A 12625-nucleotide genomic window follows, 5' to 3' on the forward strand; every position below is an offset into this window, starting at 1 on the left:
AACTCGCTATGACAAGCTGGCCTGCACTTACCGGGCCGGGTTCGTCATGGCCCTCACGGTCGAATGGCTGAAGCTATTGGGAGACATGACCTAGGGCGCGGATGCATCCATCGGTAGACGTATCAGGCCGAGGCGCTCGCATCGCCGCGCCAGTGGTGCGATGGTTCGCTCCGCCTCGCCCGCGCGGCCCGCCCTCCTGAGCGCGCTCCCGAGTAGGAGCCCCGCCCGGAGAGCGGCCATCGGTCTGCGGCCCGCGTCGATTCCCGCGACGAGAGCGGTGGCCCGATCGACCGCGAGCCGGTGCTCATCGTCCCCGGGATCAGCCAACAGCAGCCGGATGGCGGAGTCCTCGTCGAGTTCGTCGATGGTGGTGGCAATTCTGTTGTCGCGCCGGATCATCCGAGATCGCAGGATCGCCGCGGCCGGGCCGGGATCGAGGGCGAAGCCGAGCCGAACTCGTTCGTTGTTCATCCGCGCGGCCAATCGGTGCAGGTCGAGGCGTTCGGCGTGCGCCATGCCCTCGTCGAGGAGGTCTCTCGCGCCGTCACGGTCGCCGCGAAGGGCACGGACCCGGGCACCGATGGCGTAGGTCGCCAGCATGAAGTCCACGCCGCCACCGCCTTCGGCCGCGATTTCTCTGCTCCGTGTCAGGAGTTCCTCGGCTGCATCGAGGTCGCCTGTCTCGTAACGCAATTCCCCGAGCAGGGCGCAGGCGAGACGAGACGCGTGTGAGGCCGGACCCATCGTCGCGTGTGCGGTGTCGAGCGCGGTCGTGAGCAGGTCGTCCGCACCGGTGATGTCGAGCTGTTCCCTGGCGGCGAGTCCGGCGAAGCAGCGGCCGTACATCGACAGGAACGGGCCGGTGGCCTCGTGATACGGCGCGGCCCAGAGCTGCCAGCGTCGCGCCTCGGCGAAGTCGAAGCGCTGGATCGCCGCATAGGCGGCGATATTGGCCGCCACACCGGGTATCCGCGGGGAGAAGTCGTCGGGCCGGGTCAGCGCGTCACCGATCAAACCATCCAGCTCCGACACCCGGTCGGCGAACATCTCCCGGACACTGATCGCCACATCGGCTTCCGCGCGCAGATCGATACGCTCGGATTCAGTGGGGCGGGCCGTGGCCATCGCGGCTTCGAATCGGGCCAGCGATGCCGTGGCGGCCTCAGGCCTGCGCAAGATCAGGTTGATCCATACACCGAACAGCTGGATGCGTGGCCTCGAGAGGCACACATGGGCGGGCAGTTTGGCCAGAATGCCTTGGATCGTCACCATTCTCGACCTTTCGAGAAGGTAGCCCGCGCCTTGCTCGACGAGTTCGGCCGCGTGCTCGGGGTCACCGGCCGCCAGTGCGTGCTCGACCGCGTCATTGAGCAGATGATGCCGCGCGAACCACGCCGCGGCCCGCAACCGCAGCGGTGCGATCTCCGTGAGTCTGTCCTGGGCCAGTCGACGGCACAGGTACCCGGCGAACAGTTGGTGATAGCGGTACCAATCTCCACCGGGGCTCGCAGGTAGCAGGAACAGCCCGCGGTCGGCGATCTCGGCGAGCACGTCAGCGGCGTCGGCACGCCCGGTCAGCGCGGTGGCGAGTCCACCGCAGATCCGCTCGCAGATCGAGGTGGTCATGAGAAAGTCGAGTGTGTCCGGATCCAGTGCGCCGAGCACGTTCTCGGCGAGGAATGCGCCGATGTCGGGGTGGGCGCCGAGGCTATCGATCAGATGCGCCGGATCCTCGCCCGCGCGCAGCGCCAGCACTGTCAGCTGCAGCGCCGCTACCCAGCCGTCGGTTGCGTCGGCCAGCGCGATGATCTCCTCGGTCGCCAGGTGCACGCCGCCCGCTTCGGCGAGGAATGCACGTACCTCGTCGGAGTCGAAACGTATTGTCGTGGCATCGATTTCGGCGAGATCACCGTGGATACGCAGTCTGCTCAGCGGCAATTCGATCCGGGCGGTGCTCGTGACGACCAGCGGCAGGTGATGGCAGCCGTGTTCGAGCAGGAATTGCACCGCCGCCACCGAAGCCGGATCGGTGACCCGCTGCCAGTCGTCGAGAATCAGGGTCACGTGACGATCGCCGGCGTGCAGGCCGTCGATGAGCGCGGTGAGTACGGCGCGGGTCGGGTCGTGGGGGTGGGCTTCCAGCAGCCGGTCGAGGTCGTCGGCGAGTTCGGGGACGGCGGGGCGGATCGCCTCGGCGAGATGGGTGAGGAACCACGCGACATTGTTGTCGTCCTCGTCGACGGTCAGCCACGCGACCGCCGCTCCGTGCTCGATCAATTCGTCGTGCCACTGCGCGGCCAGGGTGGTCTTGCCGAACCCGCTGGGCGCGCGGATGGCGGTGAGCCGGGTACGTTCGCTCGCGCGCAGGTGCTCGAGCAGGCGTTTTCTGGCGAGGGTGGCGCGCGCGGGGGTAGGCGGGCGGTACTTCGTGGCCGGTGTCGGTGGGGCGGTGGTCTGTTCGTGTGCGCGCGGTGGCAGCGCGATCGGTACCGTGGCGGGGCGCACCGTGCTCGGAATCCGCAGTATGTCGACCTCGCCGCCGGTGTTGCGCTGCGCCTCGCGCAGTTCCGCGCCGAGAGCGGCGGCGCTGTCGGGCCGGTCGCGGGGTTCGGTGGCCATCGCGTGCTCGATGACCGCTCTGACCTCGTCGGGCACATCCTGGTCGGTGAGATCGGGCCCCGGCTGCGCGGACACCCGCAGGAATTGCGACAGCACCTGCTCACCCACCCGCCGCTCATAGGCGACATGGCCGGTGAGCGCGCAGAACAGGGTGGCGCCGAGGCCGTAGATATCGGCGGCGGCGGTGGCCTGTGCGCCGCGCAGTACTTCCGGTGCGGCGAAGGCGGGGGAGCCGGTGACGATTCCGGTGGTTGTGTGGAAGCCGCCCTGGATCCGGGCGATCCCGAAATCGGTGAGTTCGGGTTCGTTGTAGTCGCTGAGCAGGATGTTGGACGGTTTCACGTCACGATGCAGGATGCCGGCCCGGTGCGCGGTCTCGAGCGCGCCGGCCATCTTGACACCGAGCCGCAGGATCGCCGACCAGTCGAGTGGTCCGAGGGTGTGGATCTGCTGTTCGAGCGAGCCACGTGCGTGATAGGGCATGACCAGGTACGGATGTCCGCCGTGGGTGGTGCCGGCTTGGAAGACCGCGACGATGTGCGGATGGCCGGACAGCCTGCCCATCGCCTGCTGCTCGCGTACGAAGCGTTGGAGTCCGTCGGGGTCGAGTTCGGCGGTCAGCACTTTCACGGCGACGACGCGGTCCAGGTCGGGCTGTGCGCACCGGTAGACCACTCCGAAACCGCCGCGCCCGATCTCCTCGGCGTCCTCGAAGCCCTCGGCGGTCAATTCCGCCGGAATCCCCGAGGCCGAGCTGCGCTGGGTCGGCATGTTGTCGGCCATTTCGGCTCGATTCGGTCACGGCCTCCCGGCGGGACGCTGATGCGCTCGCCTCTACCGAGGATAACTCGGTGGACACCGTCCCCGACGTTCGTCAGGCCGGCTTCAGGCGAAATTTGAACCGCCGATGCGTCACGCGTTCGCGCCGTGTCGCGGCCGACCGGGGGGCAGCCCTTGAGGATGCGTGCACCTTCGCCGCTGATGGTGTGCGCGTGGGCTGCGCATCCGGGGGCCGACAGCAGTTCGCAGCCCGTCCGGAGCGACGCTCGACGAGTGCCAGCGCAACAGGTCACTCGGCAGCCGCGCGCCGAGGGTTCTGGCCTCGATTTCAGTGATAGCGCGACGTCATCTCGGCTGTGGTTGGGTCGGCTCTCGCGAGCCCAGTGCGCGCGTAATCACCGGTAGTAGTGCCAGCACCACCGGGTATCGGGGAGTCGGCAGGCTTCTCGTGGCAGGCCGTTCTCCCTAGTTTCATGGGATGCGGATGAAACTTGCGATGCTGGGGATGACGGTCTTGATTGCCACATCGTGCGGCGTGGACAATTCGCCCGATGCCGAGGAAGCTGGCCGGGCACAGATCACCACCGCGCTGAATAATGCGGTGCGCCATGGCTATCCGGGAGCTCAGGCGGTAATCACCGATAACGGCCACACCTGGACAGCCACCGCGGGTGTCGCCGATATTGCTACCGGCGAGCCGTTCGCCGACGATGCTCGGCTCCGGATAGCCAGCAATACCAAGCCATTCGTCGCCACCGTGATGCTGCAATTGGTGGCCGAGGGCAAGGTCGAGTTGGATGCGCCGGTGGAACGGTATCTTCCGGGCGTGGTGCACGGGCCGGGCATCGACGGCAATCGGATCACGATCCGAAACCTGTTGCAGCACACCAGCGGACTCCCCGAATACGCGGCCGAGTTCGGGGCGCCACCCAAGCCGGGCCAGCTCGCCGGCCTCACCGAGCAAGTCCGATGGGGGACAACGGATATCGCCGAAGCCATCCGTAACGCGCTCACCGCGTCCGCCGATTTCGAGCCCGGTGCGCAATGGGCGTACTCCAACACGAACTACGCCATCGCCGGGATGGTGATCGAGAAGATCACCGGAAATCCGATCGGCACCGAGATCACCTACCGGATAATCGAGCCCCTCGGCTTGCGCAACACCTACTACCCGAGCCTCGATGAAATCGACATCCGCGGCCCACATCCCAAGGGATACACCGAAATCGGCGGCGCTCGAGTCGACTACACCAGCCAGAACGTATCGTGGGCAGGCGCGGCAGGCGCAATGGTCGCCTCCGGCGCAGACCTGAACCACTTCTTCATCGCCCTGCTGGACGGAAAGCTGCTCCCACCCGCCCAATTGGCCGAAATGACAAACGTGCGGCCCACCGGAGTGGACACCAACTGGGCATACGGCCTCGGCCTGGCACGAATCACCATGTCCTGCGGCAACGAACTCTGGGGCCACACCGGCGGCCTCTCGGGCACGGTGACCTACGACGGCGTAGTCCCCACTACCGGCCGCGCCGTAACCATCGTGCTCAACCAAGACCTGATGGACGATCGCTACCACGCAGGCTCCCGCGCTTTGGACACTGCCGCTTGCTCGGCGCCCTAGGGCCTGTGTCGAATTCCCATCCGGCGCCTCCGCTCACGGCCTGCTGCGTAGCTTGTCAATCGCCGCGTCGTTGCATCGATCGGTACAGCAGCCACAGCGCCAGCGCGACCGGTAGCAAGACCGTCGCGAACAGGATCGCCGCGAACATTCCATAGCCGTGCGGATCGAAGGACAATCCGGTGGCGCTGAGCACCGCCTTGCCGACGAGCAGCACGATCAACAGGGCGGTGCAGACAAACGCGCCTAGTACGAGGCGCCGTAGCGCTGTTCGCAGGGCTGTTGCGCGGGTAGTGCTATCCGGGGTGTCCATGTTCGGCTCCGCGGTTGGAGTGTGCCGCCACCACTCGGGGTCGGGAGTGGTGGCGGTCAGGATCGACTTCTGATTCTCGCGTGCCGAGTCAGGAAATGCCGCGGAAGAAGGTGCGGATGTCGTCCGCGAGCAGCTCCGTCTCCTCCATCGCGGGGAAGTGACCGCCCTCGGTGAACTCGCTCCAGTGGCCGATCGCCTTCCACGGGTCCACCGCGCGGCGCATGAGCGGGTGGGTGTCGAACACGGCCCACCCGGACGGCACCTCGGCGGCCATGACCCAGTCGAGTCCGGAGTGCTCACCCTCGTAGTAGAACTGCGCGCTCGACGCGCCGCTGCGGGTGAACCAGTACAGGCTGATGTTCGTGAGGAGCTGGTCGCGGTCGACCGATTCGTCCGGCGTCCGGTGGTCGCCGTCGGCCCTGGTCTTGAACTTCTCGGCGATCCACGCGAGCTGACCGACCGGCGAGTCGGCGAGCGCCGCGCCGATCGTGTCGGGACGGTGGTTCTGCATCTCGAGATACCCGCGATCGGCCGCACTCTCGGTGCGCACTGCCTCGATCTGGGCCATCTCGTCCTCGGACAGACCGTCGGGATAAGGGAGCTTGTCGCCGACGAACGCGAGCAACCGGCGGTCGGCGCCGGTGTGCGTGCCGATGACGCGTTCGGGGTGCAGCGCCGCGAGGCGGCCGATGATGCCCGAGCCGATGTCGGTGCCGTGGGCCGCGAACCTCTCGTAGCCCAGACGCGTCATGATCTCGGCATAGGCCTCCGTCGTCCGGGCCAGCTCCCAACCGGTCCCTGACAGCGGGGTGGAGAACCCGAAGCCGGGCGGCGACGGGACGACCACGTGGAACTCGTCGGCCAGTAGCGGGATGAGTCGCTGGTACTCGACGAACGAGCCCGGCCAGCCATGGCTCAGGATCAGCGGGGTGGCCTGCGGGTTCGCCGATCGCGCGTGGACGACGTGGAACGTCTGGCCGTCGATGACCGTCGTGAACTGTTCGTACTCGTTGAGTTGCGCCTCCTGCGCACGCCAGTCGAACCCGTCGCGCCAGTACTCGGCGAGTTCCTGCAGATACACCAGCGGGATGCCCCGGCTGAAGTCGGTGCGATCGTCTCGGCCCGGCACGGGAATCGGCCAGCGCGTGTGTGTCAGCCGGTTGCGAAGGTCATCGATATCGGCCTGCGGAATGTCGACGCGGAAGGGTGTGAGTGCGTTGTTCTCGTTCATGACATCCACATTCACAGGTAATGCGGCAGGTTAGCTTCCGCAATTGCTGGAATGATCGAGAACATGTTGGAGACCTCGGCTCGCCTGCTCGAACTGCTGTCGTTGCTCCAGCTCAAGCGTGACTGGACGAGCTCCGAGCTCGCCGGCAGGCTCGGTGTGAGCACGAGGACTGTGCGCGCCGACATCGGCAAGCTGCGGTCGCTCGGCTACCCCGTAGACGCGCGCCCCGGCGTCGCGGGCGGGTACCGGCTGGCCGCCGGGACGGCGATGCCCCCACTGCTGCTCGATGACGACGAGGCCGTCGCCGTCGCGGTCGGACTGGGTGCGGTCGCGACTTGAAGGCTCGGAGTCGAAGAGACATCGCTCACCGCGCTCGCGAAGCTGGAGCAAGTACTGCCCTCGCGCCTGCGTCGGCGCGTCGAGGCGGTACGCGAGGCGATGAGCGTCGTTCCAGGAGCCGAACCGCCGCTTGATCTCTCGGTTCTCGGCGCGGTCGCCGCCGCGATCCGCGGCCACGAACGGCTCCGGTTCGGATACACGAAGCACGGGGGCGCCGAAGGGGCCCGCCACACCGAACCACAACGGCTGGTGAGCTGGGGGCCGCTCTGGTACCTGCTCGCGTGGGATCTCGACCGTGACGACTGGCGGGTCTTTCGTGTCGACCGCATGGTTGCGCACGCACCGACGGGTGCGCGGTTCCGGCCGCGGGTGATCCCGGCGGACAATGTCGTCGACTACGTCGTCGGACGCGTCAGCAAGGCGGCCTGGAGGTACCGCGCGCGGGTACTCGTACATGCTCCCGCCGCCGAGGTCGCCGCGAAGATCCCCGTCCCGGTCGATATCGTCGCGCTCGACGAGTCCACGTGCCGTGTCGAGCTGGGTTCCAACGACCCGGACCGGCTCGCGCTGTCGATGGCACAGCTCGACGTCGACATCGAGGTGATCGACGGAGACGAGCTAGCGGTGGCGTTCGATCGTCTCGCGACGAGGTTCCGCCGCGCCGCGGGTGGCGGCGACCGCCCGATTCCCGACTGATGGGGAAGCCGGTGAGCTCCATCCCCGGAGACTCCGGCTGGGACTTAGCCGGCTGCCGCGCCGAGGATCGCCAGCGCGTAGGGCTGAGGCCCCTGCGGGACGTTCGAGCCGATGACGTCGATCGTCCATTTACCGACCGCGGGTGTGCCGACTTCGACGACCTCGACGTTATTGGTCGAGTCCATCGTGAGTCCGGCGCCCTCCCCGGCATTTCCGACTCTTGGTGCTCCGTCCGGCCCTCGGACAACGAGATTCAGGTTGTTCACCAACGTCTCGCCGGGGAAGTCGCTGTAGGCGAGCACGATCCGCAGCGGAACAGCTGCCGAGGTGACGTCGATCTCGAGGGTACGGAGTTGTCCGGTCGACACCTTCTTGCCCTGACTCACCAGCAGTGTGGACGGTGCCGTCGGGGCAACGACGGCAGCCACGTCGACGCAACCGAAGCCCTGGTGGTTGTCGGCCGAGGTGCCTGCGGGCGCCGTGTCCGGCAGGCGACGAGCACCAGCGATCACCGCCGCCTTGAGGAGCGCACCCGACGGCGTCGCGGTGCCGTGGTCGCGGCGAAGATGCTGGCGCAGTAACGCGAGCGCGCCCGCGGTCAGCGGCGTGGCCATGCTCGTGCCGCCCATGTAGAAGTACTTCGAGGATCCCGGGAACGGCTTCCAGCCTGTTGCGGTGGTGCTGAGCATCGTCGACTTCGTCGACAGGATCCACGTGCCCGGGGCAAGGACGTCGGGTTTGATTCGCCCGTCCGCGGTCGGGCCACGGCTGGAGAACGCGACGACCTGATCCGGGTTGTCAGCCATCGAAGCGCTCTTGTACGGCGGTGCCGGGTAGTCGCCCGGCCACCAGTTGCCGTACTTCTCGCTGTCGAACGAGCGCCGCAGGTTCTCACTCGCCCCGACCGTCAGGCAGTTCTTGGCTGTGCCCGGCGAGGTGACGGACCCCAGGTTGATCTCGCCGTCACCGTCGGAGTCGCTACCGTCGTTGCCTGCGGCGAACAGGATGCAGAAGGACGGGTGTTCCCACATGAACTTGTCGACGGCACGGCACTGATCGTCGTACGCCCCCGGGTCGCCCCCGCCCCACGAATTGGTGTGGATGCGCGCGCCCTTGTTGTACGCGGGTTCGAACAGGTCGGCGAGGTCCACCGGAATTCCTGCGAGCAGATAACGACCGTACTTCGCGACGAACGCGGGGTTCTTCCAGTCCAAGGCTTGCTCGATCGCTTGGAACACCAACTTGGCTTTGGTGGCCAGGCCTCGGATTACCGGTTGCCCTGGCACCGCCGTACTCGCGATGCCGTCGCCGAGCACTGATCCTGCGACATGGGTGCCGTGGCCGGAGTCGAGGTCGGAAGCTCCGTCATCGCCGCCGGCGTTGTTGATGTACGGGGCGAATTCCGACGTGATCGGAAAACTCATGACCGCTTTGACGCGGCCCCCGAAATCGGGGTGTACGGGTGAGGTGGAGCCGGTGTCGAACCCGGTGTCGCACACGGCGATCGTCTCGCCGTCACCGTCGAGAGTGGAAACCCCACCCAGCGTTGCCGCGGTCCCGCGCATGATTCCCGCGGCGACGTCGTTGCTGATGCGATTGATCGGCCGGTTCCGAACCATCCGCACACCATGGACAGCCGACAGGTCGGCCAATTGCTTTCGCCGAGCGGCGTCGGTGCCCTGCGGCGCCTCGACAATGAGCGTCGCCGACCCATCTCCGATGATCCTGAGTCCGAGTTTGCGAATCGCTGCCTTGGCGGCGCGCGCCGTGGCCGGTGAAAAGAACTCGACCGTGAAGACGTCGGGGAGCAACTTCGTTCGGGGCAGCGTGGAATCGGTGGTCACGTCGAGGCGTGCGCGGTCGGGCAGATGACCGGCCCAGCGTACCGCCGGCAACGCGGCGATCGCCGCGACTTGCTCGGCTGTGGCGCGGACGACCAGCGTGAAACCCGAACGGGCATCGACGATCGACGCACCCGCGTTCTCGACGGCTGAGCGCCATTCCGGCTTGATCGGACCCACGAACTGGACGAGGTAGTGGTGCGGCCCGGCGCCCAGACGCCGGGTGCGCTGGTAGGCGGGATGGGCTGAAGGCCGCCCTGCGCCGGTGATCCGAGGCAGATTGGTGTCGATCGAGTCTGTCGCGGTCGGTCCGAGTGGAATCTCGTACTGCGCGGTGATGTCCTCGACGAGGTACCGCTCACTCAACTCTCGAGCCGTTGCCTCATCGACCTGTACCAACGCGAACGCGTCGTAGTTGGCTATCACGGTGTAGTCCCGCGCGAGCTCGGCCTGCTCAGACTTCGTCGCGATCACTTTGATCGTGCGATCCATATCCGACTCCCTCCACGAATGTTTGTCCGAAGCTGATGAGCGGTGCGAACCGCTCCGGCGAGTCCGGAGACTTGGCCTCGATCCACCGGCGTGCAGGTTCGTGTGTGTGTCGCAATGAGTAAAATGCCTTGTGAACCGCAAAGATTGAAGTTCTCGCACAGCACTCGGCCCAGCTCGGGATGGAGCTTCGAGTGCCAGTTTCGCATAGGTTTGCCGCTAGGTCGGGGGTGTTCGACGACGACAGCCTCATGTCACCGGCCGGGCGGGTGCTGGTGCCGGCCGAGCAGACGGGGCTCGTGGAGAAGGTGTGCATCGCCGAACCGAAGAACTGTGGCGCATCGCAAGCCACAGGGCCGAGTCGTCCGCGCATCGGTGCCTGAAAAGTTAACCACCGCAGTTTGATTGAATGATCGGTTCGCTCGACGCAAGTACATCGTGCGGACTGCTGCTGACGGGAGGATTCCGCCGGCACATCGTTTCGCGAAAGGACAACTCGATATGACACGGTCTGCCATCCGGCGCACTGTCGCGATGATCGGAGCGGGAGGCGCCCTTGCCGGGGCCGTTGTCGCGGGCACCGGCGTTGCCAACGCCGCCGACGTTCCTGCGTACGCCAGCGTCCGCTACGTCTTCTGCTCCGACGTGCAGGCAGGCAACGAGATCACCTACTACGACTCCCTCGGCAAGCGCGACGAGGTCGTCACGCTGACCGAGCCCATGGAGGGTGACCGGTGGTGCCGCAACGTCGACGTGCGGTTCGCCAGCGAATCGTTCACCTGGTCCGCGATCGCTCACACCGACGCCCATTACGCGTACGCCGCGATTTACGTGAACGGCAAACTGGTTGCCCGCGACGAGGACCGCTCGACCTACGGCTACGCCTCAGCGCAAGCCATGTGACCGGTAATTCACGGCGTCGCTGAGTTGTCCGTACACCGGCTCCCTGCGGAGTCGGTGTACGGGTACAGGTCGATGGCGGCAGCATCGGTGACTCCTGAATGCTGGTCAAAGGATCGTCTTGCTAGGAAAGCGGCGGTTGTTGGCCTCGAGAGTTGCCATCGCCATCGCCTTGGCTGGGCATAGCCGAGGCGGACATGCGACGTGGACCTGCAGCGCGCAGTGTGCCTGAGTGACGGTCATCAGAACTTCGGGCGCGGAGTGGTCTAGCGGCGCCAGTTCGGGTAGCAGTCGTACCCGACGACGGTGGACGACGAGGAGGCTATTGGGATCGAGATCGCCGGGAGCTACAGGCAGAATGCTGGCGAGCAGCACGACGGCGCCACCAGCAAGTGCAAGAACGCTGATGAATACCCAGAACACGTCACGCTCCTTGCGCCTGGTCGTCTGTAATCGTCAATAGGCCGTGTTCGGCGAGCTCCTGAATGGCGTGGCCGAGATCGAATAGCAGCATGAACTCCGCAGATTCGGCATCGGTGCGGTACAAGTCCAGCGAGTTGATCGGATCCATATCGTCACTGCCCCAACCGATGTCGGCCGGAGGCGGCAGCGAAGTCCTGGCGGTGATATCCGGTGCGTTGGCGTTCGGGCAGGCGGGAGTCGCGGCGTCCAAGCCTTGCCGCTTGGCCGAAGGTGATCACGGCCCAGACGTTGTCGGGGGTGCGACGGGGCAGGATGCGCAGCTGGTCACCGCGGCGGTAGAGCGTGGGTTGGGTCGTCATGAAGTACTCCGAGGTGCGGTATACGTCGGGCGCATAGTCATTTGGTGGTGGCTGACCTACGGTCGGCTCGCGCCCAGGTCGGGCGGCGTATCGAGAGAGTGGGGTTGTCATGGCTGTGGCCAGCGTTGAGCGGCACAAATTGATCGGCGACGTGCATTTGCTGCTCATCGACGAAAAGGGTCGAACTTTGTTCGGTCGGCGTGCGAACACGGGGTATGCCGACGGCGCCTACCACCCGCCGTCGGGGCATCTCGAGGCCGCTGAATCCGTAGTCGACGCACTCGTGCGGGAAGCGGCCGAGGAGATCGGTGTCGAGATCGCGCCGGGCGATGTCGAGTTCGTGCACGTCATGCACAACTCCTCATCGGGCGGGCGAGTGGCGTTCTTCTTCCGGGTCACTCGTTGGCAGGGTGTGCCAGAGAACCGTGAGCCTGACAAGTGCGATGCACTGAAGTGGTTCGGCGTCGACTCGTTGCCGACCGAGATGATCCCCTACTGTCGAGAAGCGTTGGATCGCATTGCTTCCGGGGAGGCCATGTCGGTGTACGGCTGGTAGTGGTCACGGTGGGGGCGCCGCCTCTCACGGCTGTCTCGACGACCCCACCGTTCCCCGGCCTCACTCAGATGAGATCCCACTGTCCGAGCAAGACGATCAGTTCCTCGAGTCGCTGCGGCGACATACGTTTTCTCGCGGCGGCTTCGAGGGATTCCTTGGTCGCGCCGTACTGCCACCACGACCGACCGGTTTTGGCGTCCATCACCAGGAATCGGTCGTTGATTGCCGGTCCGCGTAGCACTAGCGACACCGTGCCTGGTTCGGCGACGACGGCGTGGATGGCGCTGTGGTGTAGGGCGTAGCTGGCGCCTACCTGTTCGTGGCGCACGTGGATGGCGCGCAACGTCGAGACGTTGATGCCGGTGTCTAGTGTCCTGCACCTGAAATCCGTTGAAGATATTTAGCGAGTGATTCCAGGATCTCCTCCGCGGTTTTGCGCCAGACGAAGGGTTTCGGGTCGG

Annotated in this window: 12 protein-coding genes and 1 pseudogene; 5 read left to right on the plus strand and 8 right to left on the minus strand. The window is 66.1% G+C overall.

Annotation, left to right across the window (positions count from 1 at the left end):
- Positions 1-90 precede the first annotated feature (90 nt).
- Entirely contained in the window at positions 91-3402 is a 3312-nt protein-coding gene (locus ACFWPK_RS34015) for a protein kinase (RefSeq protein WP_378922895.1), read from the minus strand.
- Positions 3403-3904: 502 nt separating this feature from the next.
- Here ACFWPK_RS34015 and ACFWPK_RS34020 point away from each other — a divergent pair.
- Positions 3905-5020, plus strand: a complete 1116-nt coding sequence (locus ACFWPK_RS34020; protein WP_378922897.1) for a serine hydrolase domain-containing protein — start codon at positions 3905-3907, stop codon at positions 5018-5020.
- 55 nt (positions 5021-5075) lie between these two features.
- Here the strand turns inward: ACFWPK_RS34020 and ACFWPK_RS34025 are convergent, their stop codons facing one another.
- The gene (locus ACFWPK_RS34025; protein WP_378922899.1) at positions 5076-5330 is read right to left on the minus strand and encodes a hypothetical protein; all 255 of its coding nucleotides are present in this window, start codon (positions 5328-5330) and stop codon (positions 5076-5078) included.
- Positions 5331-5418: 88 nt separating this feature from the next.
- A complete protein-coding gene (locus tag ACFWPK_RS34030; protein WP_378922901.1) occupies positions 5419-6561 on the minus strand; it encodes an epoxide hydrolase family protein in 1143 nt (380 codons plus the stop codon).
- A gap of 63 nt (positions 6562-6624) precedes the next feature.
- On the opposite strand from ACFWPK_RS34030, the pseudogene ACFWPK_RS34035 reads away from it, so the two are divergent.
- Positions 6625-7596 (plus strand): annotated as a pseudogene (locus ACFWPK_RS34035) (helix-turn-helix transcriptional regulator).
- Positions 7597-7640: 44 nt separating this feature from the next.
- Here ACFWPK_RS34035 and ACFWPK_RS34040 read toward each other — a convergent pair.
- Entirely contained in the window at positions 7641-9929 is a 2289-nt protein-coding gene (locus tag ACFWPK_RS34040; RefSeq protein WP_378922903.1) for a S8 family serine peptidase, read from the minus strand.
- Positions 9930-10156: 227 nt separating this feature from the next.
- Between ACFWPK_RS34040 and ACFWPK_RS34045 the strand changes: the two genes are divergently transcribed.
- Complete coding sequence (locus ACFWPK_RS34045; RefSeq protein ID WP_378922905.1) at positions 10157-10309, plus strand: hypothetical protein; 153 nt, start codon at positions 10157-10159, stop codon at positions 10307-10309.
- A 118-nt stretch (positions 10310-10427) separates the two neighbouring features.
- Positions 10428-10829: a hypothetical protein gene (locus ACFWPK_RS34050; RefSeq protein ID WP_378922907.1), complete on the plus strand. Its 402-nt coding sequence runs from the start codon at positions 10428-10430 to the stop codon at positions 10827-10829.
- A gap of 105 nt (positions 10830-10934) precedes the next feature.
- Here the strand turns inward: ACFWPK_RS34050 and ACFWPK_RS34055 are convergent, their stop codons facing one another.
- From ACFWPK_RS34055 to ACFWPK_RS34065, 3 genes are read right to left on the minus strand one after another with little or no spacing between them, the layout of a single operon-like run.
- Complete coding sequence (locus tag ACFWPK_RS34055) at positions 10935-11249, minus strand: hypothetical protein (RefSeq protein WP_378922909.1); 315 nt, start codon at positions 11247-11249, stop codon at positions 10935-10937.
- Position 11250: 1 nt separating this feature from the next.
- Complete coding sequence (locus ACFWPK_RS34060; protein ID WP_378922911.1) at positions 11251-11397, minus strand: hypothetical protein; 147 nt, start codon at positions 11395-11397, stop codon at positions 11251-11253.
- Positions 11398-11401: 4 nt separating this feature from the next.
- On the minus strand, positions 11402-11608 hold the full coding sequence (locus tag ACFWPK_RS34065; RefSeq protein WP_378922913.1) for a hypothetical protein: 207 nt from the start codon (positions 11606-11608) through the stop codon (positions 11402-11404).
- Positions 11609-11717: 109 nt separating this feature from the next.
- Here ACFWPK_RS34065 and ACFWPK_RS34070 point away from each other — a divergent pair, with 109 nt between their 5' ends.
- Positions 11718-12164, plus strand: coding sequence for an NUDIX domain-containing protein (locus ACFWPK_RS34070; RefSeq protein WP_378922915.1), 447 nt, complete (start codon positions 11718-11720; stop codon positions 12162-12164).
- Between the two features lie 64 nt (positions 12165-12228).
- On the opposite strand, the gene ACFWPK_RS34075 is transcribed toward ACFWPK_RS34070, so the two are convergent.
- Complete coding sequence (locus tag ACFWPK_RS34075; protein ID WP_378922917.1) at positions 12229-12507, minus strand: hypothetical protein; 279 nt, start codon at positions 12505-12507, stop codon at positions 12229-12231.
- Positions 12508-12625: the final 118 nt, after the last annotated feature.

Source organism: Nocardia sp. NPDC058519 (assembly GCF_042719755.1).
Taxonomy (GTDB): Bacteria; Actinomycetota; Actinomycetes; order Mycobacteriales; family Mycobacteriaceae; genus Nocardia.

Excerpts from the sequence above, each read along its gene's own strand:
- ACFWPK_RS34030 (WP_378922901.1), bottom strand. The coding sequence starts at position 6,561 with ATGAACGAGAACAACGCACTCACACCCTTCCGCGTCGACATTCCGCAG.
- ACFWPK_RS34070 (WP_378922915.1), top strand. The coding sequence starts at position 11,718 with ATGGCTGTGGCCAGCGTTGAGCGGCACAAATTGATCGGCGACGTGCAT.
- ACFWPK_RS34040 (WP_378922903.1), bottom strand. The coding sequence starts at position 9,929 with ATGGATCGCACGATCAAAGTGATCGCGACGAAGTCTGAGCAGGCCGAG.
- ACFWPK_RS34025 (WP_378922899.1), bottom strand. The coding sequence starts at position 5,330 with ATGGACACCCCGGATAGCACTACCCGCGCAACAGCCCTGCGAACAGCG.
- ACFWPK_RS34065 (WP_378922913.1), bottom strand. The coding sequence starts at position 11,608 with ATGACGACCCAACCCACGCTCTACCGCCGCGGTGACCAGCTGCGCATC.
- ACFWPK_RS34020 (WP_378922897.1), top strand. The coding sequence starts at position 3,905 with ATGACGGTCTTGATTGCCACATCGTGCGGCGTGGACAATTCGCCCGAT.
- ACFWPK_RS34015 (WP_378922895.1), bottom strand. The coding sequence starts at position 3,402 with ATGGCCGACAACATGCCGACCCAGCGCAGCTCGGCCTCGGGGATTCCG.
- ACFWPK_RS34050 (WP_378922907.1), top strand. The coding sequence starts at position 10,428 with ATGACACGGTCTGCCATCCGGCGCACTGTCGCGATGATCGGAGCGGGA.
- ACFWPK_RS34060 (WP_378922911.1), bottom strand. The coding sequence starts at position 11,397 with ATGGATCCGATCAACTCGCTGGACTTGTACCGCACCGATGCCGAATCT.